Source organism: Shewanella sp. AS16 (genome assembly GCF_021412365.1).
Taxonomy (GTDB): Bacteria; Pseudomonadota; Gammaproteobacteria; order Enterobacterales; family Shewanellaceae; genus Shewanella; species Shewanella salipaludis.
The window spans coordinates 859,937-886,348 of sequence record NZ_JAKCLK010000001.1 but is presented as its reverse complement, the minus strand read 5'-3'; the positions used below and the strand labels follow the sequence as shown (position 1 = coordinate 886,348).

Sequence of the window (26,412 nt, the reverse complement as noted above, 5' to 3'; positions counted from 1 at the left end):
TTGATAAATAAGATAAAGAGCCAGGCATTGATGAGATTCTTGCTGCTCTGCGGTGTGCTCAGTATCGCGGGATGTGCGTCGACACAGTCAGAAGTCGGGGCCGTTAAGCCGCCCCAAAGGCAGGATCTCTTCGGTGGTCAATCGGTGCCGACGGCGAGCCCGGATGCCCCACCCATGACAGAGCAGGAAGCCCTGGATAGGGCAGTGGCAGAAGAGCGCGCCGGTCATTTGGATAAGGCCTTATATTCCTATATACAGGCATTGGATTTCAATGAGTCCAACGCCGACACTCTGTACCATATTGCCAATGTTCAGTCTGTCAGGGGCAATGATCCCATAGCCTATAGGGCCTACCAGGAAGCCCTGGTGCTCAATCCTGAGCATATGCTGGCTCATGCCGAGTTGGGGGTGATAGAGATGGAGCAGAGGCAATATCATCAGGCACGCCTGCACCTGGAAAAGGCCGTCGGCCTGGATCAGCATAGGTTGGAGGCGCTGCAGAACAGCACTCAGCTCCAGTCACACTTTCCTTTAGATCAAGACTCGCCATTGAGGGTCTATAACGCGCTGGCGATCCTGGATGATCTGGAGAATAAGCATGAAGTGGCGAGAGACTATTTCAGGCTGGTGCTCGACTTTCAGCCGCAATCGGCAATGATAGCCACCAATCTTGGCTATTCATATTATTTGACCGGGGAGTTCATCACCGCCGAGCACTACCTCAAACGCGCCATCAGTGAGGATCCCGGGTTTAAGCGAGCCAGAACTAATTTGGGGCTGATTTATATCAGGAAAGGTTGGTATGCCAAGGCGCTCTCTACCTTGGAGCAGACCATGAGTCCGGCCGATGCCTTGAATGATCTCGGCTATTTTCTGATGCTGGAAGGTCAATACGACAAGGCGATAGAATTGTTTCAGAAGGCGATAGACAGCTCGCCGAGCTATTTCGAGCGGGCACAGAAAAACCTGAAAAATGCCTTGGCGGAGCAACGCCAGGAAATTGAGCAAGCTAAAAATTAGCATCATCAACTCCTTCCGGGTCGGCGCAAACAGGCTGTCGCTATGTCTGGCGGACAGCCTGTTTGGATCTCAGTAGCTATTGCGCTGCGAAGGCAAGTCACTCAAGTATTCGACAAACTCGACCTCATAGCCCGAGGGATCGACGAAATACACGTTCTTGCGGTAGGGATCTTCTACCCCATCCTTGGCGATGGGAAAGCCCGCTTGGGTGAGCCTGGCTATCAGCGCATCGAGATTGCTGGTGACGAAGGCGAAGTGTGCCAGTCCGACTTGATGACCGCTGAGCTCCCGATTCTGGCCTTCACCCGAGTCGTTGAAGGTCAGGTATTGGTAATCATCACCGAAGTGGACCCAGTTGCGGGGCTTGCCATACCAGGAGCCCTTATCGCCACCGCGAATGCGCCAGTGGGGCAGGGCGGCCCGATAGAAGTTCAATGTTGAAGGGATATCGGCAACGACCAGGTTGAGATGTTCCAGATGTATCATGATGCACTCCTTGGCTGTTATATTGGTTTTTCAGTTGCTTACATGCCGTAAGCGTACTCTTGTTCCATGGGATAGGCCTGAGCCGCATGGGCCATGCGTATCTGGCTCAACGCCTGACTGTATTGCTTTAGCATATGCAGGCTATAGGCCACTCTGGACCTGAGGTTTATGTCATGCTCACCACTGCAGAGTTCACCCAGCATGTTGTTGACATCCCTGATGATGAGATGATCCGGGATGGCGACGAGCTTATTGTTTTTAAAAGAATTCATCCGCAATTCGGCGATAGGGTAAGCGCCATTGATGCCGCTGCTCACAGATACCAGCAGAGCAGGCTTATGGGCCGTTGTCTGGCGGTCACACATGAGCAAGAAATTCTTCAGCAGCGGCGATGCCACGCCTCCCCACTCGGGAGTGACCAGGACTAAGGCATCGGCCTTGGATAGCCTTAGCTCTATCTCATCCCAATCCTCTCCCTTGGCCAAGGGCTCACCATTCCAGAAAGGAAGCTGGTAGCGGCAGAGCTCCAGGTGGAATATCTCATCGTACCCCTGACTGGTTTTCACTATATATTCTGCGACTTTGGCACTTTCCGATGGCAATCTTTGACTGCTGCTGACGACGAGTAGATTCATTTTAAGTAAACCTTTTTGTTTATTAATTTATTTATAAGGTAATGGCTTTACTTAATAAAGTAAAGCTAAAGTAAATAAAAAAGTTTACTTAATCTGTCGATCGGCAATAATGAGGGACGGAGGTAGGAATGAAGACTACAGATAAGATCATACAGCTGTTGAAGCTCCAGGGCCCTATGACGGCCAAGAGTCTGGCGGCGGAGCTGGCATTGACCACCATGGGGGTGCGCCAGCATTTACAGGCTCTGGAAGATGATGGCGATGTGACATTCGAAGACAGGGCCGAAGGCCGTGGCCGGCCGGCGCGCTATTGGGCCTTGACCCAGAACAGCAACAGTCATTTTGTCGACCGTCATGATGAGCTCACAGTGCAACTCATTACCTCGGTTAAAACCGTCTTCGGTGAGCAGGGTTTGGAGCAATTGATCGCCCATAGAGAGCAGGCATCCTTGACCTCTTATGGACAGGCATTGATGCGGGTCGATGACATAGAGGCTAAGCTCGGCGTCTTGGCAAAATTGCGCAGCGACGAAGGCTACATGGCCTGTGTCGAGGTGCAGCAAGGGGTGTACTGGCTGCTGGAAAATCATTGCCCCATTTGCGCAGCCGCCAGCAGTTGCCAGAACTTCTGCCGCTCCGAACTGCAGCTGTTTCAGACGCTCTTTGCGGGGTTAGCCTGTGTGACGCGGGAGGAGCACATCATCGAAGGGGCCCGCCGCTGTGCCTATAAACTGGTGCCCTTGGCCCAGTGACGGCACGGCTGGCTGCATACTATGTCGGCTCGGCACCCAGCGCCGGATTAGATCCCGGCGCCATGAGCAGAAGTATCGCCTGCTTCATTCCCAACTAGGACTCGGGAGCCTTGACCAGGGCCTCATATTTGGGATTTTCTTTCAGCGGGGCAAAATCGGCTTCCTCGGCGGCCACTTCTCTGAAAGAAGCGCTGTAGTTGATGGCGCGCTCCAGATCTGAGATGGCTCTGTCTTCCCGGCCGAGACAGGCGAACGCACAGGCTCTTTGATACAGGGCGTGGGCATTGGTGGTGTCCACTTCCAGTACCCTGTTGCATAGACTCAGGGCCCAGTTGAATTCCCGCATTTCCATGGCGGCATCGGCTTTGTAGGTGAGTGCTTCCAAGTCGCCCGGGCGTATGCTCAAGATCTCATCGTAGACATCAATTTTCTGTTCCGGGGTTTGTGCCCCCTGGGCATGCAACCACAGGGTATGGACTTCGTTGATGATTTCAATTTCACGGTTGTTTTCGGTGATGATGCGGCTCTTGCGCTTCAGATCCTGTTCCAGCAGTTTAAATTTTTCTTCATATTGTTCGGCTATGTTTTGCAGCTGATTGGCGGCGAGCTTGGCCGTGTTGGTCTTGATTTCCCGCAAGGATTGCCAGCCAATGAAAGCCACCAGGGAGGCGACGCCGGCTATGATGTAGAAGAAGTAAGTCACAGTCACATTGGCGTAGTTGAGGGATTTGTCGGCGACGGATAATTCCCTGTCGGTAATGTCGACCGTCAATTTGCGCTCCAGATCTTGTTGATCGTGACGCAGTGACTTGAGCTCATCGAGCACATACCTTTCCATGAGTGGTTTGTCGAAGATGCCGCCCTGGGACTGAGGTTGAACCGCGGCTGAGTCCGTCGCCCAAGCGACGGTGGAAAGCCCCAGCAGGGCGAGACTTAAGGCCAAGATGAGAGTGCGGGTCATAGTGATTCATTCCTATTTTCGGTGAAGATCCTGCATCGTCTGTGCACATTTGCGTGTGCCTGGCCTCCCAGCCTAACAAATTACCTCGGGATGAGTCTCATCGGATTGCCTATTCAGCCGATTAACGCGGCAACTGGCTTAGGTTTCGGCTGCGGGCCCGGCTATCGAATTGCGGTCCCTGCTGGTAAACTGGCCGCTAAAATCACAGCCAGTAAAAATTCTGCATGCAATCCAAACGTGGGCGGTTGGACCGCTTCATCTGCACCAAGCTGCAAATCAGTCGTAAAGAGGTCCGCCTGCTGTTGCTGGCGGGCAGGGTCGAGGTGGATTCTGTCATAGTCACCCAGATGGACAGGCTGGTCGATGAGTTCTCCCGGATCAGTGTCGACTCCCGGCTGCTGCAGGCCAATACGCCCAGCTATTTGATGCTGCATAAACCCGTCGGCGTGGTGAGCGCCACCCGGGATGAGCAACACAAGACGGCGCTGGACCTGCTCTGCGGGATAGATAAAACCCATATGCATATCGCCGGCCGGCTGGATCTTAACTCCTCAGGCTTGCTGCTTATCACCAACGATGGCCGCTGGTCGGCGGCGCTGACATCTCCCGAGCATAAGGTCGACAAAGTCTATCTTGTTACCCTGGAAAAACCTTTGACCTGCGACTATGTGGCGGCCTTCGCCGAGGGCATGTATTTTGGCTTCGAAGACATCACCACGGCGCCGGCCAAGCTGGAGATCCTCGGTGAGCATCTTGCCCGGGTGACCCTGAGTGAGGGCAAGTACCATCAGATAAAGCGCATGTTCGGCCGCTTCCGCAATCCTGTGCTGGCGCTGCATAGGCTGTCCATCGGCGATATCAGCCTGGATCCCGGACTGGCACCCGGCGAGAGTCGTGAACTGACGGCAACTGAAATCGGCGCCATCTACAGATAGGGTTCCTTCATCTGGTAACTAGACTGAATTTATTGAACTTTTCTCTGGCTTAGTGCTCCAACCCCAAAGCTAATATTAAACATTAGGCTCGCCTCGGGCCTACTGTACCCACAAAAAAGGACGTAATATGCAAAGGATTCGCCTGATGTTGCCGGCATTGACACTTTCCCTGGCCATGCTGTCGGCTCCGGGTTTCGGACTCACACAGAAAGAAGCCAATAACCTCTTCAGCAAGAAACACTATTCCGAGCTGGTAAGCCAGATAGATGCCCAGGCGAGTATTGAGCTCTACGCCGTTAAGCTGATGGCCCTGGTGGAACAAGATGAGCTGGATGACGCCGAGCAACTGACGCAGCAATATCTGTCGAAGAGGGCGGAGGAGCCGCAGGTACTGAAAATGGCCGGAGACGTCTATGCCGGCATGGCGCAACATGCCAGTATTTTTTCCGCCTTGGGCTACGCCAAGCAGGCGCGCCACAATTATGAGCAAGCCTACCGACTGGCGCCTGCAACGCCGCAGATTGCCGATGCCTTATTCTCCTTCTATTTGTATGCCCCTGGCATGGCCGGCGGCGATGCCGACAAGGCCTTGGCCGTCGCTCAAGCCTTGCGGGACCCAGCCCCGCGCGAGGGGGCCTTGGCGCTGCTGCAATACTATGCCAAAGAGGACAAGCGAGAGGCATTCGATGCCTTGTTGCTGGAGACCAAGCAAGCGTTTCCACAGGATTTGAGTCTCGCCCTGATAGAGGCTCGCCAGTTCGAGGACAAGCCCGAGCGGGCCATCGCCATCCTCTCCCGGGCCAAAGATTACCCTGCCGCCACGGAAGAACAAACCGGGCTGCTGGCAGATGTGTACTACCAATTGGGGAAATATTGCGCCAAGTCGGGCAGCCAGACAGAGCTGGGCATAATCAGTCTGCAGCGCCTGATGACAGGTGGCGATAGTGTGCAATGGGACAAGTATCAGGGCTGGGCACAACTGCGTATGGCGCAGTTGCTGCTGACCAAAGGTGAGTTGAGCCAGGCCAAGACCTGGGCGAACCAGGCTCTCAGCATCAGCGATGACGGCAACCTAACCAAGGCAGCCAAGAAAATTTTGAAAAAGAAGCGGGTCTGAGCCACAGGCCGGCTTACTGGCCGCAGCACTTCTTGTATTTGTTGCCGCTGCCACAGGGACAGGCCTCGTTACGGTTGGGTTTCCTCTCGAAGCTGGTGGTCTTGGGTTTGTTCAACCAGGCATCCAGCTCGAGCAGATCTTCCTGACCCTTGGCATCGAGCTCCAGCTTGGCAAACAGCCCATGGGTGTCGAGCAGCGCCTGGACTTCGAGCCTGCGGGCCTCACTGGTCACTGTCAGGGTCAGGGGAAAGGCTTGGGTGCCGAGTTTGGCGGCGCGTTTGGTGTTATAGCCGAAACTTTCGTGTTTTGGCTTGGGGGTTTTACGGCCTTTGAAGAAAAATTTATCAGACATCCGGGGAGCCTCTAGTGAGAAGACGAAATTGACGATGCTTATACTATAAAAATCGCTGCCGATACATCCCCGCCGCCATTCTTAGGCAAAAGAGTGGCAAAAGAGCCACAAAAGTGGCGAGTCGGTGTGCATAGAGCCGCCCTTGGCCTCATGGGCGCTGCAGTTTTTGGAACTCGCCCGGGGTGATCCCGACCCATTTCTTGAAGTAGCGCCCCATATGACTCTGGTTGGAGAAGCCGCAGCTCAGGGCTATGTCGCTCAAGCTTGCATCGCCTTGTATCAACCGCTGCTTGACCCGCTCGACTCTGATCTGCATCAGGTATTCCTGCGGCGTGACGGCGAAACTCGTCTTGAACATGCGGCAGAAGTGGTATTCGCTCAGCTGGGCGATGGCGGCGAGCTCCTGCAGGTAGAGCTGCCGCGCAAAGTTGGCCTGGATGAAATCCTTTACCCGCCCGGCGATGACGGGTGACAGCCCCCCCTTGAGCCGTCCCAGCGGCTTGGTTAGCCCCATGCTCTGCAACATGGTCACCAGTATGGTATCTGTGATCTGCGTCAGCAGCAGCTTGTTCTCGCCGGCCGACCAATCCAGAGGCGCCATGTTGTGGCGATACAGGGCCTCGAGCCCAGGGTTGCTGATGAAGGTCTGCTCGGGCAGCTGCACTGTGCGGGGATCCATGTCGAACACCCGAATGGCCAGCTGTTTGAGGTGGGCATCGTCGAAGTACAAGTGCATAAACTGCTGCGGCGTGCCCAACTGCCAATGGCTTTGGCTGCCGAGTGGCATGAGGCAGAAGCGTCCGGGCGCACCATAGTCGGCGCGAACATCGGTTCTATGGGTCTGATAACCGCCGGCGAGATACATGCTCAGGGTATGCTGGCGATCGTTCTGGTAATAGAGGCGATCGTCGGCATTCTGGTAATGGGCCCAGGACAAGGCCTCCGTCAGAGATTGGTGGCGGAAGCAGACTTTGGATGATTGTTCGAAGCTGACGATTTTGGGTTTTGCGCTCATGAGAGCATCATATCTGCTGGCTTTTTGCCGCTCAATCCAGAGGGTTAAATAAAACCGCAAGATAGTGTTATCAGGCTCAAGATAGTGACAGACAAAGCCTGCCCCAGGGTTGATAATCCGCTGACAACATAAGGCAATCGAACAGCTTGGCGGGCGACAAAGATGACAGCACTCATGTATGGCTTGATGATAGGGGTGTGGGGTTTCTCCTGGATAGCGATAAAATGGCAGCAGGGCGAGGTGCCGACCGAAGTCTCTATTCTGTACCGTTTCGCCATAGCGGCCATGCTGATGTTCATCATAGGCAAACTCTTCAATAAGTTGCAAAAAACCACCCTGCAGCAACAGGCCTTCTTCGCCCTGCAGGGGCTATGTCTGTTTTGCTGCAATTTTCTGGCCTTCTACAACGCCACCCACTACATAGCCAGTGGCCTGACGGCCGTGGTGATGGCGAGCGCCCCCATCTTCAATGCGGTGCATGGCAAGCTGTTTTATCGCATCGACGTCAGTGCCAACTTTTGGCCGGGCATGTTCATCGGGCTGACAGGCATAGGTCTGCTGTTCGGCGCCGACTTGGCCGTTACCCACTGGTCGAGCCAGGTGTTGCTGGGGCTGGGCTTCTCACTGGCGGGTACCTGGTTTTTCTCCATGGGGAATATGATCAGCATGCGCAACAGCCGCAACAGCATCCAACCCTTCACGGCCACAAGTTATGCCATGGCCTATGGTTGTCTGGCCTTGTTGCTCATCATAGCCGCCAAGGGCCTGAGCCTGGAGCTGGCCTGGCAGCCGCAGTATGTCGCCAGCCTCCTGTATCTGGCCATCCCGGCATCCGTCATAGGCTTCACCGTTTACCTGATGCTGGTCGATCGCATGGGCGCCAACAATGCCGCCTACCTGCTGCTGATAACCCCGGTGATCGCCTTGCTGGTGTCCAGCCTATTCGAGGGCTACCGCTGGACCTGGTACTCGAGTCTTGGGCTCATGCTGGTGCTGATGGGGAATTTGCTGACTCAGAGGAAGCAGGCCCTGTTCCGCAGGAGCCCGAGCGCTATGCTGGAGGGGTGACTTGAGCTGAATGAAAAGAGCCGGGGCTATGATGGCCCCGGCTGCAGAAATACAACACAGATATTGAGACAGGCTCAATATGGCGTGCGAGTGTCAGGGTTTCAAGATCACCTTGACGCTGGCATCGACATCGGCTTCATCCAGATAACCTATGGCATTGGGCGCCGAGGCGACGGCCGTTTTCATGGCGGCGGCGCTGGCAACTGTCGCCGGTGGATTGCCTTTGCCGGTAAAGACTTGTTTCGACCAGAAGGCTTTTAATTGCGCATCCGATTTGCCTGTGACCAGTTCATGAAATTGGCTGCGCAGCGGGTTGCCTTCGTCCAATTCAAATACCAGTGCCGCAGCCCCATTGGATAATGCCCCTTTGCCCAGGAATAATTTCTTGGCATCGGCCTTGGACATATCGCCTGGACCCGCATTATTGCCTATGACGACTACCGCAGCATTGGCATAGCTTATACAACTCAAACCGAGCGCTAAAACAGCAAGTAACTTCTTCATTTCATCGCTCCCTATTAAAATACTGCGTCGAATTTGACTGTGTACACTAAGGTGTCATCGAAACTCCTGCCAAGATTGCCAGGCAAACGACCGGAAGTGTCACCAAACTTATGGGCATAGGTGGCATCAAACTTGAGTGCGATATTGGCCAAGACATCCCAACGCAGCCCCAGGCTGTATGAGGTGCGCTCGGCGTTGAAGGCGGCGGCTAAAACGGCCGATTGCTGATCTACTATTGTGCGCTGCGCGTCATCCTGGGTGGCTAAATAGGCCAGGGTGGCGTAGGGGGTGAAGTCGTTAATCCGGTAGCCCAGGGTCAGGTAGCCAGAATCCGTATCCGGGTAGAGACCATCGATTTCGGAGCGGGTCCATTCGGCAACCACCAGGTAGTTGCCGTTATCATAACTGGCGCCGACCCCCGTGAAGGTCGCCTTGTCGTCATCGAAGGCTATCAGGGTGTAGTCGGCATAGACAGGCACGCTCGGATCGGGAGACAGGTTAACCTGGGTGGTGACCTTGCCTTCCAATGTCCCCTGGGCATAGGTCGCCCTCAGGGTCCAGGTTTCATCTGTCCAGTTCAGGTTGCCGCCCAGGCTATTTTTCAGATCTGCATTGGCATTGACCCTGGAAGAGCCGCCGAAACCCTGGAAGGTCAGGGTCGAGTCCGCAAGCTCGAGATCATAGCTGATATCCAACCCTGTGTAGGCAGATACCGGCACACCGTTATAGACTTCTTCCGGTGGCCTGGCCCAAGGCTGGGCATAACCTACATCCAGATAATCTGAGTACATGAACAGGGGTAAACGTAATTTACCGCCGCGGACCTGGATGCCATTGGCGAAACTGTGTGAGAGGTAAGCCCATTCCAATTCAGGATCCCAATTGTCTTCGCCACGCATCATTAATTGCATGACGGCTTGAGTGCTGTCGTTGACCTGAAACGCACCTTGCAAACCAAACTTACTGTCTTGGTCGAAATTGGCACTGCTGCCCGCATAATCATAGCCGGCATCATTGTCTGAACTTATATAGGCGCCACTGATGAAACCGTTGAAATTAAATTTTTCGGTTAAGCTGGCCGTTTGTTGAGTCTGCAAGGTTTTAATTTGCTGTTCAAGCTGTGCCAGTTTCTCATCTGTGGTTTGTGCCGCCATGGCCATCGTCGGCAATAAAGCGCACGAAACCGCTGCAGTCAGCGCTTTCAAGTTAAACTTCATAGTGTTACTCCAGTTATTATATTGTCCATTAGGACTTCTTATATTTATCCAGTCGGGCTGGTTAATTATCCCGTTAAACTTTAAATTGACCCGTAATAGATTGCAGACGCCGACTGATATTCTGAATGTCGGCACTGATATTACCCATTTCATCTGTCGTTGTTTTAACGTTTAGCGAGTACTTCTCTATGTCGGCCACATAGTCCTGGATCTGCTCAGAGGTATTGTGTTGCTCTTCTGTGGCGGCGGCAATTTGATCGTTGACCACCGTGATGGCGCTGACTTTGGCCGTGATGCTGGTTAAGGCATCTCCCGCCAGCGAGGTCGATTTGACCCCTTCGGCGGCCGTTTCTATGCCACGCTGCATGGCATCGACGGCCTGCTTGGATGTCGAGCGCAATTCCTGCAGTACCTGCTGAATTTCCTGGGTCGATGCCTGGGTGCGTGAAGCCAGGGTCCTGACTTCATCGGCCACCACGGCGAAGCCCCGTCCTTGCTCGCCGGCTCTGGCGGCTTCTATGGCGGCATTGAGGGCGAGCAGGTTGGTCTGATCGGCAATGCCCCTGATGGTATCCAGAATGTCATTCACATTGCTGGTAAAGGCTTCCAATTGATTGACTATGACGGCCGTGGTCTGCACTTCAGCTGCGAGTTGCTCTATGGTCTTGACGGCATTGGCGACCACTTGCTGGCCTTCCTGTGCTTCCAGGTTGGCGTTGTCGGCCTCGGATGCGGCATTGGTGGCATATTCGGCTATCTGCCCTACGCTGATGAACATCTCCCGCATGGCGTGTGAGATCTCTTCTATGGCAGCATTTTGTTGTTTTACCGTCAGTTCACTGTTGGTGCTGCTGGCCAATAAACTGCTGGACACTGAACTCAGGCTGTCGCTGGTCTGCTGGGTATCGGCGATCGAAACCTGCAGCTTGGCGACAAATTGATTGAACCAATGGACCAGGGTGGCAATTTCATCCTTGCCTTCATAGCTTATGCGTGCCCGCAGATCTCCTTCGCCTTCAGAGATATTTCGCAGCGAGTCCGTCACATTCTCCAGGGTGACGATAATCGAGCGGTTGACCAGGTAGCCCACCACTATCAAGATGACAGAAGCCAACAAACCTATTGATAACATAGATTTTACGGCACTGTTCGAACTGGCTAGGGTCGTTTGGATGCTCTTCTGGAATAGCTCGTCAAAGGCGGCTTGTTTGCCGTTAAATTGTGCTACCAAGTCTTCATAACGCTTGGCATTATCGGCCGCCTGACGTTTGATGTTGTTGAAGTCGACATCGTCCTTCAAAAATTCGGTCACCAAGGCCTTGGCGTTGGTATGGTACAAGGTCAGTTCAGCCTGTAACCTGGCCGCATCGGGCGTTTCTGTCGGCATCAAGGTTTTGATTTGGTTTAGGTTGCTGAATATTTGCTCCACCATGCTGTTGGCCGTGGTCAAGCTGTCTTCTTCCCCTGTGGTCACAGCCGTCTGTATGTGCTGTTCCAGCTGAATGAGCAAACCTTGATTGACAGTGGCTAAATTAAGCACAGGGTAGAGCTGAGTTTGAAGTCCATTTAAGCGCTCAGCATTTTGTTGCACACTCTGATTGTTGATTATTAAAGAAACAACGAATGAGACTATGGCCACAAAGGTGAGTAAGACAATTCTATGTCTTATTTTCAGGCTGTTTAACTTCATTGGCAAACCCTGGATGATCAATCGATAAAATCGTAGCCAAATAATAACATGAAAATATTCTTATTAGTAAGTCATACGGTTAGAGCCAATGTTCCGTGTATCCCAGGAATTGGTTATATGCTGTTCAGTCCTGTTTTATTGGTTTTTCCTGTGGCAAGATTTTTGTTTTACAAGGGATTACTCTTATTTCTCATGTCGATAAAATAAGCTGGAATGGGTTGTTTTGGCTTATTTATGTACTGGCCTTGAGTGAAAAATATCCTGTTTAAAATGGGTTTTAATAATTAAAAATTGTGTCATTAAATTGACTTTGGATATTAATTTGACGAAGTTTGAGATGGCTAACCTGTTTGTCGGCGCGTTAAGCCGTTCCGGCTTTAAATCAGCTGCATCAGTGCTTAAATATTGATTAATTGATTAATACCTGCCTCAGCGGCAGGTATTCGTTTTTGGGTCTTGGGCGAGTGCTGCTTTGAGCATCTCAAGAGTGCCTCAGGGGTGCATAGTGGCGTACCGGCTTTGCAGGTAGGCGACCCAGGCATCGGCCTGGCCGTAGAAGCGGTTGATGTTCAGCTGCTGTAGGTCGCCGTTCGCCTGTTCCATGGCTATGGTCGGAAATCCCTGGGCCCCCAGGTGCCGGAGCAGTGCCCGCGAAGCCTCCAGATGTGATGTCAGCCCGGCGGCACTCAGGGCATAGTGAGCCAAGAAGCTGTCACTTGCCAATCCCTGCGCCTGTGCCAGTGCCGTTAAGCCGGCCTTGTCGCTGGCGCTGTGTCCGTCGCGATAGTGGGCCAGTTGCACTCGGTGCAAGAATGCCAGGCTGTCGCCGCCCATGGCGGCTACCGCCAGCATGGCGATGCTGGGCGGGGCCGAGTCCAGCAGGATTGAGGTGTCGCGCAACAGGCCGTCGAAGTAGGCGGCGCCGAAGGGCTGGCCGCTGAGCTCGGCGATGCGTAAGTCCTGGGGGATCACATAGTCGCGCCATGCGGCATCTATCTGTCTGCGCCTGGTGCCTGTCAGCATACCGCCGGCGTGCAGTGTTATGGTAAAGCCCGCCGTTGCGGCCGCAGCCAAGAGTGGCGCCGCGGCATAACACCAGCCGCAGAGGGGATCTATGATGGCGTGGAGTTTGGCTGTCTGTGTCATGGAGTATTCTCTTGGGTATAGGGCCGGGTAACCACCCGGCCTTGGTCTTCAGATAAGTTGAGCCGGCGGCTTATTGTGGCCAGGCCATCTCGCCCATGATCACCTTGGCACTGATGTCGAGCAGGCCGGCGCCGCGGTATTCTGGGTAGCTCAGCTGCATCTTATGTATCAGTTGGGCCGCGTTGTCTGCCTGGCTCGCCGCTTGTTCGAATGTCTGTACATAGTCGCGGGTGGCGGTTATGGCACCCTTATCCAGGGAGGCTTTGCCCTGCTCAGGATTCAGCAGGTAATGGCCGGGGATCACCGTCTCTGGCTGCAAGGCCAACATGGCATCCAGATGCTGCAACCAGTTCTGGCGTGCAGCCTTTGTTTGGGTGTCCGCCATCCACATATGCATACCGTCGAACACTTCGACCCCGCCTGTGATGGTCTTGGCCGAAGGTACCCAGAGGAAGCTATGCTCGGGATCTTGGCCCAGGTAGCCAACTATTTTGACGGTTTCACCATCGACGCTGAAGCTATCGCCGGTGATCGCCTCGGGCAGGACTAGCTCCTTGGGGGCATTGTCTTTCAGTATCGGTCCCCAGTAGGCCAGTTTACTCGCCATGGAGGACTGGATATGGGCACGGGTGCTTGGGGTGGCGAGGATTTCCGCTTTGGGGAAGTTGGCCTTGATTAGGGCCAGGCCGAAGTAAAAATCCGGGTCGCCGTGACTGATGAACACCTTGGTCAGGCGCTTGCCACTGGCCTTGATGGTATCCACCAAGGTCTGGGCATCGTTAGCTTGGAACTGGGCATCGACCAGGACCAGTTCGTGTTCGCCGCTGATGAAACTGGACGTCACGGGAAAGATGCTGCCGGCGCCGGGATTGAAATGCGTCACTTGCAGCGGGGCGGCATCGACCCCGGGACTCAAAACTGTCAGCAGCAAGGCAGAGCCCAATACTGAGGTTGCAAGGCGGGTGGAAAGGCTAAGGGGTAATATGTGCATCATGGGCTCGCTTATCGTCTCGAATAATAATCTGCCGGCGGTCGCTGGGCGCTGCTGCAGGAGTGAGCTCAGTATAGGTTGCAAAAATCATCGGATAAACGCTAGTATTTGACCATCTTTGTTGCATGAATCGAGCGAATAATGGATAGACTCACGGCGGCGAACGTATTTGTGACCATAGTAGAGCGTGGCAGCCTGGTCGCGGCAGCGAACGCGCTGGCGATGTCCCGCTCCATGGTGACCCGCTATTTAGCGGAAATGGAGGACTGGTCGGGGTCGCGCTTGTTGCACCGTTCGACCCGCAGCCTAAGCCTGACCCCGGCCGGCGAGCAGGTACTGAGTCATTGCCATAGATTGCTGGAGCTGGCCAGCGAAGTGCCGGCCGTGGATCATGGCATGGCCATGCCAAGGGGCTTGCTGCGCATCGGCTGCTCCCAGTTTGTCGCGCATCAGATACTCGCCCCCGTGGTGCGGCAGTATCTGGCGAGCTATCCGGAGGCGAGTGTGAATTTGCACGTGAGCAGCCAGACGGTGGATCTGATCGCCGAGCGCATAGATCTCACCATTCGGATCACCAATGAATTGGATCCCGGTCTGATCGCCAGACGCTTGGGGCGCTGTGATTCTGTCATCTGCGCCGCGCCTGCCTATTTGGCATCGCGACCCAGTCTGAACTCGCCGGAAGATTTAACCTTGCATAACTGCCTGAGTTATTCCTATTTTGGCGATGCGCTGTGGCAATTCGAGCGTGAAGGGCGGAGCTTCAAGGTGCCGGTGCGGGGTAATTTCAGCGCCAACGATTCCATGGTGGTGTTGGAAGCGGCCTTAGCCGGCGAGGGGGTTGCCATGCAGCCTGTGCTGGCGGCGCAGCCCTATTTGGACTCGGGGCAATTGCAGTTGCTGCTGCCCGATTATCGGCCCCAGTCCTTGGGTATCTATGGTGTCTATCAATCCCGCAAACACCTGCCGCCGGCGCTCAGGCTGATGCTGGACAGCCTGGTGGCACATTTCGCCGCCCAGTGAAGCTTGAGTGCACAGCAGAAAAAAAAACGGAGACCCAGGGTCTCCGTTCTTGTCTTCGCCGCCTTACTTGCTCATGCGCTTGTACTTCAGCTTATGGGGCTCGACTACATCGGCGCCATAGGTATTCTTCAACCAGGCTGTGTACTCAGTGTAGTTGCCCTCGTAGAAGTTGACCTGGCCTTCATCGCGGTAGTCCAGGATATGGGTCGCGATGCGGTCGAGGAACCAACGGTCATGCGAGATCACCATGGCGCAGCCGGGGAATTCCAGCAGGGCTTCTTCCAGCGCGCGCAGGGTTTCGACGTCCAGATCGTTGGTCGGTTCGTCGAGCAGCAACACGTTGCCGCCGGCCTGCAGCAGCTTGGCCAGGTGCACCCGGTTGCGCTCACCGCCCGACAGTGTGCCTATGATCTTCTGCTGATCGCCGCCGCGGAAGTTGAAGCGGCCGACATAGGCGCGGCTGGGGATTTCCGTGTTGTTGATGCGCATTATATCCAGGCCGCCGGAGATCTCCTGCCAGACGGTATTCTTGTCGTTCATGGAATCGCGGAACTGTTCCACCGACGCCAGCTGCACAGTATCCCCTATGTCTATGGTGCCGCTGTCGGGCTGTTCGGCGCCGGACAACATGCGGAACAGGGTCGACTTACCGGCACCGTTGGCGCCTATGATGCCGACTATGGCACCCTTGGGCACGGTAAAGGACAGGTTGTCGATCAACACGCGATCGCCGTATGACTTAGTCAGATTGTTGATTTCAATGACCTTGTCGCCGAGGCGCGGGCCTGGCGGAATGAAGAGCTCGTTGGTCTCGTTGCGCTTCTGATAGTCATTGGTGTTCAGTTCCTCGAAGCGGGCCAGACGGGCCTTGCCCTTGGACTGACGCCCCTTGGCTCCCTGACGCACCCACTCCAATTCCTTGGCTATGGTCTTCTGGCGGGCGCTCTCTGTGGCAGATTCCTGCTGCAGACGGGCGTCTTTCTGTTCCAGCCAGGAAGAGTAGTTGCCTTCCCAGGGAATGCCTTCGCCACGGTCCAGTTCCAGGATCCAGCCGGCGGCGTTGTCGAGGAAGTAGCGATCGTGGGTGATGGCCACCACAGTGCCGGCGTATTCCTGCAGGAAGTGCTCCAGCCAGGCGACGGATTCGGCATCCAAGTGGTTGGTCGGCTCGTCGAGCAGCAGCATCTCGGGTTTTTCCAGCAGCAGGCGACAGATGGCGACCCGGCGGCGTTCACCACCGGACAGGACTTCGATCTTCTCGTCCCAGTCCGGCAGGCGCAGGGCGTTGGCGGCGCGCTCGAGTATGTGATCCAGGTTGTGGGCATCCTGGGACTGGATGATGGCTTCCAGCTCACCCTGCTCCTTGGCCAAGGCGTCGAAATCCGCATCCGGCTCGGCATAGGCGGCGTAGACCTCGTCCAGGCGGGTCAGGGCATTCTTGGCCTCGAACACCGCCTCTTCTATGGCTTCGCGCACCGTCTGGTTGGGATTGAGCCTGGGCTCCTGGGGCAGATAGCCTATCTTCAGTCCAGGCATGGGGCGGGCTTCACCCTCGATTTCCGTGTCTATGCCGGCCATGATGCGCAGCAGGGTCGACTTACCCGAACCGTTGAGACCCAGCACACCTATCTTGGCGCCGGGGAAAAAGCTTAAGGAAATATCTTTGAGGATCTGCTTCTTGGGCGGGACTATCTTGCCCACCCGCAGCATGCTGTATACAAACTGAGCCATTTATCTTCATCTTAAGTGACCTATGATGCCTGGCAGTTTACTAAATAGCGGCCTCGGCTGCCAGATGCCGGAATGAAAGAAGCAGGGATGAAAGCAGCCGGGAACTTGTGGCCTGTATGTGCGTTCTGTTGGGGACTGAATTGCCGGCGGGCAGACCCTTTTGGCTTACCAGGTATGGACTGTGAGCTTAGGTTCCGTCTGTGCTCTTGTAAAAAGCCCGCAGAGGGAAGTCTGCGGGCTCATTGAGCGGCTCAACTCATGATGTTGAGATTGATCCTGGGTTTGAACCAGGCCTTCACCTCGGCGTTGAAGGCTATCCAGACTTGCAGCAGGGCCAACAACAGCAGGGCGATGAAGATCACATAGTCGGGCAGCTTGGCTTGCCACTCGCCCAGGTGGACCGTGGTTGGGCCGGCCACCAGGTTGTCCGGGTCATACAGGACCAGCGGCAGCAGACTCAGCAGGAGCAACTGCACCAAGGTGTAGCCCCTGAGCAGATACAGCGCCGTTTTCTGTCGCCCCAGCACAGCCACTACCATGAACAGCGTCAGCACGCACAAGAGTACGCCTTGCTTGGCCAGCAGGCCGCTGACGGAGGCCGCCACATAGAGCAGCATCAGCGCGACTAGGCGCTTGGGGAGCTTCGCCTTGGGGCTCGACTCGCTCGCGACAGCGGCTTTTTCCTCGCTCAAGTCTGTTTCTTGGCTCAGGGCTGCTTTCTCGCTCAAGGCGGCTTCCTCCTTCACGACCCGGCTCAGTGACGTGTCTTTGGGGTGAGTCTTTGGTCCAGCTCATAAGGCGGGATCACCACACCGAGATCGTCCTGCACTGGGAATACGGCGACGAACAGATCATCGTCTTCCATGCCGGAAACCCATCTTTCCTGCCATTCATTGAGTGGGATCGCCAGAGGTTGGCAGTCTTTCCATTCGTCGACCGCCCAGAGTGCGGCACTCTCTTCGTTTGGCCACATGGGAATGCAGTCTTCTTCTTCCGTGGTCAGCATGACACAGCCGTCTTGATCTTGCAGTGTCCAGAGGGTCTTGTCTGCCTTGATTTGCTCGACCATATAATCGTAACGTGCTTCCGGAGTCATGGCGGTGATCTCGGCCAGTTTTTTTGCAGTGTCGCTCATGGTATAGGTATCTCTCGTGCTTGGATTGTCTGTGATAAATAGGTTGTAACTGCTGCGGCGAGCTTGATGGGTGGCCCGGGGGCGACGCAGCAAAAAAGCCAGATGTGGGCATGGTATCATCTGCGGTGGGATTGAAAAAGAGAAGAGCCGGCTAAGTCCGCATTTGCCACTGTTGGTGGTGCCAGTCGCCTGGCCCGGACTCAGTCAATGGCCGCTACTTGGCGCTGAAGCGACCGCCGAGCACCGCCGGACGCGAGGCGCCCGTGACCGCAGGCAAGTTTGCCGGCAGCCCCAGATGATGGCGCATGGCGAGCCAGGCGAAGGCGATGGCCTCGACCCACTTGGCGTCTATGCCCAGCACAGAGGTGGTTTGCACCTGGTAACCCGGCAGCAGGGCGGTCAGCCTCTGCATCAGCGTCTTGTTGAGGGCGCCGCCGCCGCAGACGAAGAGTTCACCCTGGGGGGAGAGCTTGTTGATGTCATTGGCTATGCTGTGGCAAGTCAAATCCAGCAGGGTCGACTGTATGTCTTCCTCGTCCAGATTGGCATAGGGCGCCATCTGTTGCTCCAGCCAGGCTTGGTTGAACAGTTCCCGTCCCGTACTCTTGGGATAATCCAGGGCGAAATAGGGATGAGACAAGAGGTGCTGCAGCAGGCCGTCATCTGTCTTGCCCGACTCGGCCCATTGGCCATCGAAGTCGAAGGGTTCGTTCTTGACCTGTTGGATCCAGCCGTCGATCAGGGTATTGCCTGGGCCTGTGTCGAAGCCCAGCACCTGGTCGCTGTCGCCGGGTAGGTAAGTCACATTGGCTATGCCGCCTATGTTGAGTATCACCCGCTGCCGGCCGGCGGCGGCGAAGATCTGCTGATGGAAGGCCGGCACCAGGGGGGCGCCCTGACCGCCGAGGGCGATATCCTTGCGGCGAAAGTCGGCGATCACGTCTATGCCTGTCTCGACTGAAATAGTGTTGGGATCGCCTATCTGCAGGGTGAAGCCCATTTCGAGATTGGGCATATGCCTGACAGTCTGTCCATGGCTGCCTATGGCTATTATGTCTTCCCTGGCGACACCGCTCATCTCTATGAGGCGATTGACTGTCGTGCCGAAGAGTTGCCCCACACTGCGGTCCAGCCTGCCCAGGCGATTGATTTCATCGCTGCCTGGCTGGCATAGGCGCTGCAGTCCCTTGAGCAAGTGCGCCGGGATCATTTCGCTATGGCTGGCGATGAGCCTGGGCTGGGTATCGGCGAAGTCCACCAGTACGGCATCGACACCATCCATGCTGGTGCCTGACATGAGTCCAATGTAATAGGCGGTTTTCATGATTCGGGTCCGCTGGCTGATTGCATGGCAACTTGTACTTGCTTGTCATGTTGAAGTGTCGCCATGAGTTGTTGGCTGAGGGCGGTAAACTGCTGTTTTTCGCGCTTATCTATGGCTTCGGCCTTGGGCAGGCTGATGGTGCGGGGGTTGCGGTGTACCCCGTTGACGATAAATTCATAGTGCAAGTGGGCGCCCGTGACCCGGCCTGTCTTGCCCAGCTTGCCGATGATCTGCCCCTGCTTGACGGTTTGACCCCGCTTGACCAGGCGTTTGCTCAGGTGCAGGTATTTGGTGGTATAAGTGTCATTGTGCTTGATGAACACATAGTTGCCGTTGTACTGATTGTAGCTTGACGCTATTACCTTGCCGCGACCGGCCGCCTTGATGGGCGTGCCTATGGCGGCGACATAGTCCACGCCTCTATGGGCCCTGACCTGACCCGTTACCGGGTGCAGGCGCTTGGGGTTGAAGTTGGAGCTGACGTATTTGAAGTCGACCGGTGAGCGCAGGAAGGCCTTGCGCATGCTGTTGCCGCTTTCCGAATAATAATTGCCATCGCTGTAGCGCACCGCGGTATAGCGCTCACCCTGATTGATGAATTCGGCTGCCAGTATGTTGCCGTTGCGCAAGAACTCACCGTCGGCATATTCCTGTTCATAGAGGAGGGCAAAGTTGTCGCCTTTCCTGAGATCCAAGGCAAAGTCTATGTCCCAGCCGAAGACAGTCGCCAGTTGCATCACCTGGTTTGGGGTCATGCCGGCATCTATGGCGGCATTCCAGAAGTTACTCTTGATATTGGCACTGGCAAACTGGGTGCGTACCTCGACCTTCTTGACCGACATGCGCTCCTGGTATTGCTGGTTTTGCTTGCTGATCAGCAAGGTCGTGATGGCATCGACCCGGTAACTGACCTCTGTCAGTTCACCCTTGGCATCTTTGGCGATGACAATTTCTTCCCCTGGCATGATTTTCAACAGATTTTTCTTCGCCAGTGGCAACTGGGTGATGTCATAGACTTCTCTGGCACTCAGGCCGGCGCGATTGAACAGCGCCGCCAGGGTGTCGCCCGCTTTGACTTCAAAATGCTCAACGTCTGCATGCCTGGCAAGCTCGATTGCCTCTGCCGTGTCCGGGATAGTCTGAGCCGAATCTGCTTCGGGCTGTGACTGTGATTGTAATTGAGATTGGGATTGGGACTGTAACAAGGGCTGGGACAGGGCCGAGGTGTCTGCCGCGGCCTTGGCCTCGGTGGCCGAAGGCGGTGTCGGGGTGCGAAATGCCAAGGGGACTGGGTAACGGGTATTGATCTCGATCGCCTGGTCCCGGGTTTGCTTGGACGCTTCGGCATCTTCGGCGGGCAGCAATACTGTGACGGTCAGGATAACCATGAGGATGCTGAGCAGTATTTGATGCTTTTTCGGCAGTAATTTGAATACCCTAATGACCTTTCCCATCGACGACTGTACCAATTTCCTGAGCTCTTTATTATCCCCTTAGTGTACACACTTTCATTTAGACTGGCTAACAAGTAACATAAGCGCCATTATTTTATGCGTATGGCCCAGGAGTCGCTGCCCAGATGGCTGATTTAGACCAAGTATTAGCAGAAATTAAACGTGGTACCGACGAGATCTTGCTCGAAGCGGATCTGTTGGAAAAACTCAAGGAAGGCCGCCCCTTAAGGATCAAGTTGGGTGCCGATCCCACGGCACCGGATATTCACCTGGGACACACGGTTATTCTGAATAAACTCAGAGCATTCCAGGAGCTGGGCCATGAGGTCATCTTTCTCATAGGTGATTTCACCGGCATGGTGGGCGACCCGAGCGGCAAGAACAGCACGCGTCCGCCCCTGACCCGTGAGCAAGTGCTGGCCAATGCCGAGACCTACAAGGAACAGGTGTATAAGATCCTGGATCCGGCCAAGACCCGCATCGAATTCAATTCCAGCTGGCTGGAGCCGCTCGGCGCCGCCGGCATGATACGCCTGGCGTCGAAGCAGACGGTTGCCCGTATGATGGAAAGGGACGATTTCAAGAAGCGTTATGCTTCCGGCCAGTCGATCGCCATTCACGAATTTATGTATCCTCTGCTGCAGGGCTATGATTCTGTTGCCCTCGAAGCCGACGTCGAGCTGGGCGGCACGGATCAGAAGTTCAACCTGCTGATGGGCCGTGAGTTGCAGAAGGCCGAAGGCCAGAAGCCCCAGGCGGTGATCATGATGCCACTGCTCGAAGGCCTGGACGGCGTCAAGAAGATGTCCAAGTCGGCCAACAACTACATAGGCGTGAGCGAGCCGGCCAACGAGATGTTCGGCAAGATAATGTCTATCTCGGATGAGCTGATGTGGCGTTACTTTGAGCTGCTGTCATTCCGCCCCTTGGCCGAAATCGAGCAGTTCAGGCAGGATATTGCCCAGGGCGCCAACCCGCGGGATACCAAGATACTCCTGGCGAAGGAAATCATCACCCGCTTCCACGATGCAGTCTCGGCCGAAGCGGCCCATCAGGCCTTTATCGACAGATTCCAGAAGGGCGCCATCCCGGATGACATCCCCGAAGTGGCCTTGATTGCCTCTGAAGGCCTGCCGATCGCCAACCTGCTCAAAGATGCAGGTTTGGTCGCCTCGACCTCGGATGCGATGCGGATGATCAAGCAAGGTGCGGTCAAGATGGACGGTGACAAGCTGGACGACAGCCGTCTGTTGCTGCCCGCGGGTACCCAAGCTGTGTTCCAGGTCGGCAAGCGCAAGTTCGCCAAGGTCAGTGTGAGCTGACTCATAGGGTGTTTTCGAGCCGATTAAAAAAGGGTCTGTACCGAGTACAGACCCTTTTTTGTGGGCGCTGTTGCGGCCTAACGCCTATTGGCCGGCCAATTGATCCGACATGGTCTGATAGTCCATCAGATCCAAGTGTTCCATCACCCGCCTATGCTGCATGTCCAGCTTGAGACTGGTCACCCCGGGAATGGCGATGTCGATGATCTTGCCTGGCTTGCCGAATTGTTCGCCCGGCCCCTTGAAATGATAGTTGCCTATCATCACCACCAGGGAGCCAGAGTTGAACATATGCTCGATATTGAACTCATATTCGAGCACCCCTTCATGGGCCCGTTCGAGGAAAGCTATGATGTGGCGCTGTCCCTTGTATTTGCGGTCGGCTGTCCTGTCGTAAAAGACACTGTCGCGGTTGTAGAAACGTTTCAAGGCAGGGTAATCATGCTCGGTCAGCGCCTGCAGATAACGCATCGCCAGCTGTTGTTCCTCGGGCATGTCACCCGGGTTTGCCGACACGGGCAAACACAAGAGGCTGAGGATGAAGCAGAGTATTCGCACACTAAGGTCTCTTTGTTTTTATATCGGCCGCCACGCGGCTTGCGGTATGTCAGGCCAGGGTAAGCCAGGGCTCGGGCGTATGGAGCGGCTCGCCAGACACAATATTCGAATAATGCCTACTCATGGGGCTGCGATCAAGCCCGGGATGCAGGGACCATGGCATTGGCTCTGCAACCCTGGCTTTTTCGGCGGCACCTGCTTATTTGCTCATCTCTTTGAGGTGAATATTCAAGGCGATGACAGAGATGCGTATCTCTATCACGGACAAGATCAGCGAATACAGCAACAGCAGCAGGCTGCAACCGAAGATCACCGAGCCCGTCTGGGTAAAGCCTGCGTAGAGGAAGATCATGCATAGCACGCACAGGGCGAAGCTGGAGACGCCGGCCTCCTGCATCCTGCGGATCAGCACTATCCGCTGACGTAAATTCTTGATCTGATCGTCATGTACGGGTTTATTCTCGCCGCTCAGGCTCCTGATCAGCGCCGCCAGGGCGAAGAAGCGATTGGTATAGGCCAGTAACAACAAAGATATCGCCGGGAATAGCAGTGCGGGGGTCGTCAGCGACAGGTGTATATTTTCCAGCAAGATGGCAGCCTCTTTCTATGAACTAATGACTCTGGCGTATGGCCCAAAGAGTATGACTCATGGGTATCTTTTAAAACAAGTGGTTAGAGGCTCTGTTGCCAGCGCAGGCCTGCCCATAGCATAGGCAAAATGACCACGGAACTGAACCAGAGCGCACAGGCGCGGGAGGCGAGTTTCACCGCTGGGCGGATCTGGGCGCCGTTGGGCAGCGGCCCCCGGCCTATGGGCTCGACGGCGATCCTTATGTTGTTGAACTTCTGCGGTCCGCCCAGTTCCAGGCCCAATATGGTGGCGCTGACATGCAGACTCAGCAGTGTATTTCCCAGCGGGAAGCGGCTGACGGGTGGGCTCAGTAGCGCCTTCAGCGCCCTGGGCCCGCCCTGGATCGCCAGCGAAAAGCTCCATAACCAGGAGGGGATGAGCAGCAGCACAGTGCTGGCGAGGTACACTGGGCGGTTAAAGTGGCGATAGCGTGGGTCCAGTGCCGGCCAAGCCAGTTCCAGCTGCTTGAGCATGCGCACGGCCAATACCGCCGAGGCGCCGGCCAGGCCGAAGAAGAACAGGGTGGCCGCCGTGCCGTAAACCGGCGAGGAGACCAGTTTCTCTATGGTGGCCTTACTCACCCCAACGGGGGAGAGATTCTGGGTATCACGCGCCACCCAGAGGCGGAGCAGGCGCTTGGCACCGGCATTGTCATCCCGCTTCAGCGCCTGGGCGACATCGTCGGCCACCTGGCTGAAGCTGGCGTCATTGAGGCAGAGGTACAGCACCAGAAACTCGAAAAACCAGGGAAAGGCCGCCAATTCGAGCAGGAAGCTGATGATGCCCCAGAAGGGCAAGATTAACAGCAGACTGGCGAGCAAGCCGGCGGTGATCCGCTGTGACGGCGAGCGCTCCGGCTTGTTGACCTTGGCGGCCAGTCGCTTGGCCAGATGGCCGAACCAGATCAGCGGCTGCATTTCCCGCGGCAGTGGTGCCAGTCGTGCCAACAGCAGGGCAAAAAACAGAACCAGAAATCCCTCAAACAAGTTGCCATCGACAAGGACCAATTGCTCATAGAAGGGGATATTCATGGGTTCAGTCTCTGCCGCTTAGAGTTGCTCTAGTAATGCCATGACCATCAAGGCCGAATGGTGCCCGGCCTTGACCAGATAGGCATCGAAATCCACCGGCGAATCGTTGTTGGCATTGTCCGACAGGGAACGGATCACCACGAAGGGCACCTTGAACTGGTGGCATACCTGGGCAATGGCGGCGCCTTCCATTTCACAGGCAGCCATGGTTGGGAAATGCTTGCGCATGGTGGCGGTGCGCTCGGGATCGCAGATGAAGCTGTCGCCGGTACAGATGAGACCTTCGATGGCCTGGACTTCACCCAGGTGCTGAATCGCCTGCTTGGCGGCGGCAACCAGGCGTGCATCCGGGATGAATGCCGCGGGCTGCTGTGCCATTTGACCTATTTCATAACCGAAGGCGGTGACATCCACATCGTGATGCCGCACCTCGGAGGAAATGACTATGTCGCCTATGGAGAGGGTGTCGACGAAGCCGCCGGCCGAGCCTGTGTTGATCACCGCATCCGGGGCGAATTTCTCGATCAGCAGGGTCGTGGCTATGCTGGCAGCGACCTTGCCTATGCCGGAGCGAGTCACTACCACATCTTTGCCTGCCAGTTGGCCGGATACGAATTCGATGCCGGCAATGGTTTGCGAGCTGGGGTGCTTCATCGAGGCGATGAGGTGAGCCACTTCCGGCTCCATAGCGCCTATGATACCTAGTTTCATGGGGATCTTTCCTGATAACAATAAGCTGCGCCGTGAGTCCGCAGGCTTACCGGGGTAAAATATGCGCGCTAATATAGCATAGAGTGATGAAAATGTTAGTCGCCTAAGACGTCGGGCCAGTTTGGCGGCAGCGCAAAAAATGCCGGCGCATCCATGGATGCGCCGGCATTTCACTCGAGCCTGATGTGCCCGGTTAATCCAGGTAGTTGAGTATCCCCATGGCGGCATCCCGACCTTCGGCGATGGCCGTAACCACCAAGTCGGAGCCCCGTACCATGTCGCCACCGGCAAATACCTTGGGATTGCTGGTCTGGAAGGGATTGTCGCTCTGCTTGTTGGCCGCGACCCGCCCCCATTGATCCAGGGTGATGTCATGCTCGGCAAACCAGGGGGCAGGGCTCGGCTGGAAACCGAAGGCGATGATGATGGCATCGGCCTCCAGCAGCTGCTCACTGCCGGGGATGGCTTCGGCCCTCTGACGGCCACTGGCGTCGGCGGCGCCCATCCGGGTCTCGACACAAGCTATGCCGCTCACCCGGCCGGCGACGGTCTCGATCTCGACCGGCTGACGGTTGAAGAGGAAGTTGACTCCTTCTTCGCGGGCATTTTGCACCTCACGGCGCGAACCCGGCATGTTGGCCTCGTCGCGGCGATAGACGCAGGTCACCCGGGCAGCGCCCTGGCGCACTGCGGTGCGCACGCAATCCATGGCGGTGTCGCCGCCGCCCAGCACCACCACCCGCTTGCCTGCCAGACTCAGGTAAGGGGTGGCCTCATCCTGGGTGCCCATTATGTGATGGGTGTTGCCTATGAGGTAGGGCAGCGCCTGGTACACGCCGCTGGCGTCCTCGCCCGGCAGGTTGCCCTTCATGGCGGTATAGGTGCCCATGCCGAGGAAGACGGCATCGTACTCTTCGAGCAGCTGGGCGAACGCCAGATCTTTGCCTATGGTGACGCCGAGCCTGAATTCTATGCCCATGCCCTCGAGCACGCTGCGGCGAGTCGCCATCACTTCCTTGTCCAGCTTGAATGACGGAATACCATAGGTCAGCAGGCCGCCTATCTGGGGATACTTGTCGAACACCACCGCCTTGACGCCGTTGCGCGCCAGGATATCGGCACAGCCGAGACCGGCAGGCCCGGCACCTACTATGGCGACCCGCTCGCTGCGCGGGCTGACCTTGGTCATGTCCGGCCGCCAGCCCTGGGCTATGGCGGTATCTGTGATGTATTTCTCCACATTGCCTATGGTGACGGCACCGAAGCCGTCATTGAGGGTACAGGCGCCCTCACAGAGCCTGTCCTGGGGACAGACCCTGCCGCAGATCTCCGGCAGGGTATTGGTCTCGTGGACCAAATCCGCCGCTTCCATGATGCGCCCCTGCTCGGCGAGCTTCAGCCAGTTGGGGATATAGTTATGCAGCGGGCACTTCCACTCGCAATAAGGGTTACCGCAATCCAGGCAGCGATCCGCCTGCTCGGCCACCTGGGGCTGGGAGAAGGGCTGATAGATCTCGATGAACTGAGTCGCACGTTTGGCCGCCGGGTGCTTGGCAGGATCCTGGCGTCCGACCTCGATAAATTGAAAATCATTGCTCATGCT

27 protein-coding genes are annotated in these 26,412 nt (G+C 55.9%); 7 read left to right on the top strand and 20 right to left on the bottom strand.

The features are described 5' to 3' along the window. Positions 1-1,020: a tetratricopeptide repeat protein gene (locus tag LZP73_RS03960; RefSeq protein WP_234233144.1), complete on the top strand. Its 1,020-nt coding sequence runs from the start codon at positions 1-3 to the stop codon at positions 1,018-1,020. 69 nt (positions 1,021-1,089) lie between these two features. Here LZP73_RS03960 and LZP73_RS03955 read toward each other — a convergent pair whose 3' ends face one another. Together LZP73_RS03955 and LZP73_RS03950 are read right to left on the bottom strand one after the other, a co-directional pair. Next, positions 1,090-1,506 carry a VOC family protein gene (locus tag LZP73_RS03955; protein WP_234233143.1) on the bottom strand — a complete coding sequence of 139 codons (417 nt, stop codon included), beginning with the start codon at positions 1,504-1,506 and terminating at the stop codon, positions 1,090-1,092. A 38-nt stretch (positions 1,507-1,544) separates the two neighbouring features. Further along, a complete protein-coding gene (locus LZP73_RS03950) occupies positions 1,545-2,141 on the bottom strand; it encodes an NADPH-dependent FMN reductase (protein ID WP_234233142.1) in 597 nt (198 codons plus the stop codon). Positions 2,142-2,269: 128 nt separating this feature from the next. Between LZP73_RS03950 and LZP73_RS03945 the strand changes: the two genes are divergently transcribed. Continuing rightward, a complete protein-coding gene (locus LZP73_RS03945) occupies positions 2,270-2,893 on the top strand; it encodes a helix-turn-helix transcriptional regulator (protein ID WP_234233141.1) in 624 nt (207 codons plus the stop codon). A gap of 94 nt (positions 2,894-2,987) precedes the next feature. Here LZP73_RS03945 and LZP73_RS03940 read toward each other — a convergent pair whose 3' ends face one another. Next, entirely contained in the window at positions 2,988-3,854 is an 867-nt protein-coding gene (locus tag LZP73_RS03940; protein ID WP_234233140.1) for a TPR end-of-group domain-containing protein, read from the bottom strand. A gap of 224 nt (positions 3,855-4,078) precedes the next feature. On the opposite strand from LZP73_RS03940, the gene LZP73_RS03935 reads away from it, so the two are divergent. Next, the gene (locus tag LZP73_RS03935) at positions 4,079-4,789 is read left to right on the top strand and encodes a pseudouridine synthase (RefSeq protein WP_234233139.1); all 711 of its coding nucleotides are present in this window, start codon (positions 4,079-4,081) and stop codon (positions 4,787-4,789) included. A 127-nt stretch (positions 4,790-4,916) separates the two neighbouring features. Then, a complete protein-coding gene (locus tag LZP73_RS03930; RefSeq protein WP_234233138.1) occupies positions 4,917-5,906 on the top strand; it encodes a hypothetical protein in 990 nt (329 codons plus the stop codon). Between the two features lie 13 nt (positions 5,907-5,919). Here the strand turns inward: LZP73_RS03930 and LZP73_RS03925 are convergent, their stop codons facing one another. Together LZP73_RS03925 and LZP73_RS03920 are read right to left on the bottom strand one after the other, a co-directional pair. After that, a complete protein-coding gene (locus tag LZP73_RS03925; protein ID WP_234233137.1) occupies positions 5,920-6,258 on the bottom strand; it encodes a PBPRA1643 family SWIM/SEC-C metal-binding motif protein in 339 nt (112 codons plus the stop codon). A 148-nt stretch (positions 6,259-6,406) separates the two neighbouring features. Continuing rightward, complete coding sequence (locus LZP73_RS03920) at positions 6,407-7,273, bottom strand: helix-turn-helix domain-containing protein (RefSeq protein ID WP_234233136.1); 867 nt, start codon at positions 7,271-7,273, stop codon at positions 6,407-6,409. A 162-nt stretch (positions 7,274-7,435) separates the two neighbouring features. Here LZP73_RS03920 and LZP73_RS03915 point away from each other — a divergent pair, with 162 nt between their 5' ends. After that, on the top strand, positions 7,436-8,341 hold the full coding sequence (locus LZP73_RS03915; RefSeq protein ID WP_234233135.1) for a DMT family transporter: 906 nt from the start codon (positions 7,436-7,438) through the stop codon (positions 8,339-8,341). Between the two features lie 93 nt (positions 8,342-8,434). Here LZP73_RS03915 and LZP73_RS03910 read toward each other — a convergent pair whose 3' ends face one another. The 5 genes from LZP73_RS03910 to LZP73_RS03890 all read right to left on the bottom strand — a co-directional run bounded on the left by LZP73_RS03910 (position 8,435) and on the right by LZP73_RS03890 (position 13,892). Further along, positions 8,435-8,845: a phosphate ABC transporter substrate-binding protein gene (locus tag LZP73_RS03910; protein ID WP_169563505.1), complete on the bottom strand. Its 411-nt coding sequence runs from the start codon at positions 8,843-8,845 to the stop codon at positions 8,435-8,437. Positions 8,846-8,859: 14 nt separating this feature from the next. After that, positions 8,860-10,062, bottom strand: a complete 1,203-nt coding sequence (locus LZP73_RS03905; RefSeq protein ID WP_234233134.1) for a hypothetical protein — start codon at positions 10,060-10,062, stop codon at positions 8,860-8,862. Positions 10,063-10,135: 73 nt separating this feature from the next. Then, positions 10,136-11,602, bottom strand: coding sequence for a methyl-accepting chemotaxis protein (locus tag LZP73_RS03900; RefSeq protein WP_234233133.1), 1,467 nt, complete (start codon positions 11,600-11,602; stop codon positions 10,136-10,138). A 642-nt stretch (positions 11,603-12,244) separates the two neighbouring features. Next, positions 12,245-12,898, bottom strand: a complete 654-nt coding sequence (locus LZP73_RS03895; protein WP_234233132.1) for a DsbA family protein — start codon at positions 12,896-12,898, stop codon at positions 12,245-12,247. A 70-nt stretch (positions 12,899-12,968) separates the two neighbouring features. After that, a complete protein-coding gene (locus LZP73_RS03890; protein ID WP_234233131.1) occupies positions 12,969-13,892 on the bottom strand; it encodes an MBL fold metallo-hydrolase in 924 nt (307 codons plus the stop codon). Between the two features lie 138 nt (positions 13,893-14,030). On the opposite strand from LZP73_RS03890, the gene LZP73_RS03885 reads away from it, so the two are divergent. Next, a complete protein-coding gene (locus LZP73_RS03885; RefSeq protein WP_234233130.1) occupies positions 14,031-14,912 on the top strand; it encodes a LysR family transcriptional regulator in 882 nt (293 codons plus the stop codon). A gap of 63 nt (positions 14,913-14,975) precedes the next feature. Here LZP73_RS03885 and ettA read toward each other — a convergent pair whose 3' ends face one another. The 5 genes from ettA to LZP73_RS03860 all read right to left on the bottom strand — a co-directional run bounded on the left by ettA (position 14,976) and on the right by LZP73_RS03860 (position 20,556). Beyond that, on the bottom strand, positions 14,976-16,643 hold the full coding sequence (gene ettA, locus LZP73_RS03880) for an energy-dependent translational throttle protein EttA (protein ID WP_169563500.1): 1,668 nt from the start codon (positions 16,641-16,643) through the stop codon (positions 14,976-14,978). 251 nt (positions 16,644-16,894) lie between these two features. Beyond that, positions 16,895-17,335, bottom strand: a complete 441-nt coding sequence (locus LZP73_RS03875) for a hypothetical protein (protein WP_234233337.1) — start codon at positions 17,333-17,335, stop codon at positions 16,895-16,897. A gap of 62 nt (positions 17,336-17,397) precedes the next feature. Beyond that, positions 17,398-17,778, bottom strand: coding sequence for a DUF2750 domain-containing protein (locus tag LZP73_RS03870; RefSeq protein WP_169563499.1), 381 nt, complete (start codon positions 17,776-17,778; stop codon positions 17,398-17,400). A 214-nt stretch (positions 17,779-17,992) separates the two neighbouring features. Next, a complete protein-coding gene (locus LZP73_RS03865) occupies positions 17,993-19,102 on the bottom strand; it encodes an anhydro-N-acetylmuramic acid kinase (protein WP_234233129.1) in 1,110 nt (369 codons plus the stop codon). Next, a complete protein-coding gene (locus LZP73_RS03860) occupies positions 19,099-20,556 on the bottom strand; it encodes a peptidoglycan DD-metalloendopeptidase family protein (RefSeq protein ID WP_234233128.1) in 1,458 nt (485 codons plus the stop codon). Before LZP73_RS03860 ends, LZP73_RS03865 begins: the two co-directional genes overlap by 4 nt. 125 nt (positions 20,557-20,681) lie before the next feature. Between LZP73_RS03860 and tyrS the strand changes: the two genes are divergently transcribed. Further along, positions 20,682-21,878 carry a tyrosine--tRNA ligase gene (tyrS, locus tag LZP73_RS03855; RefSeq protein ID WP_234233127.1) on the top strand — a complete coding sequence of 399 codons (1,197 nt, stop codon included), beginning with the start codon at positions 20,682-20,684 and terminating at the stop codon, positions 21,876-21,878. Positions 21,879-21,962: 84 nt separating this feature from the next. On the opposite strand, the gene LZP73_RS03850 is transcribed toward tyrS, so the two are convergent. The 5 genes from LZP73_RS03850 to LZP73_RS03830 all read right to left on the bottom strand — a co-directional run bounded on the left by LZP73_RS03850 (position 21,963) and on the right by LZP73_RS03830 (position 26,409). Next, positions 21,963-22,436: a nuclear transport factor 2 family protein gene (locus LZP73_RS03850; RefSeq protein WP_234233126.1), complete on the bottom strand. Its 474-nt coding sequence runs from the start codon at positions 22,434-22,436 to the stop codon at positions 21,963-21,965. Positions 22,437-22,635: 199 nt separating this feature from the next. Beyond that, positions 22,636-23,013 (bottom strand): DUF2721 domain-containing protein, encoded by a 378-nt coding sequence (locus LZP73_RS03845; protein WP_169563642.1) that lies wholly within the window; start codon positions 23,011-23,013, stop codon positions 22,636-22,638. Positions 23,014-23,108: 95 nt separating this feature from the next. Then, entirely contained in the window at positions 23,109-24,098 is a 990-nt protein-coding gene (locus tag LZP73_RS03840) for a cobalamin biosynthesis protein CobD/CbiB (protein ID WP_234233125.1), read from the bottom strand. Positions 24,099-24,116: 18 nt separating this feature from the next. Beyond that, positions 24,117-24,809 (bottom strand): 5'-methylthioadenosine/adenosylhomocysteine nucleosidase, encoded by a 693-nt coding sequence (locus LZP73_RS03835; RefSeq protein ID WP_234233124.1) that lies wholly within the window; start codon positions 24,807-24,809, stop codon positions 24,117-24,119. 193 nt (positions 24,810-25,002) lie between these two features. After that, positions 25,003-26,409 carry an FAD-dependent oxidoreductase gene (locus tag LZP73_RS03830; RefSeq protein WP_234233123.1) on the bottom strand — a complete coding sequence of 469 codons (1,407 nt, stop codon included), beginning with the start codon at positions 26,407-26,409 and terminating at the stop codon, positions 25,003-25,005. Positions 26,410-26,412: the final 3 nt, after the last annotated feature.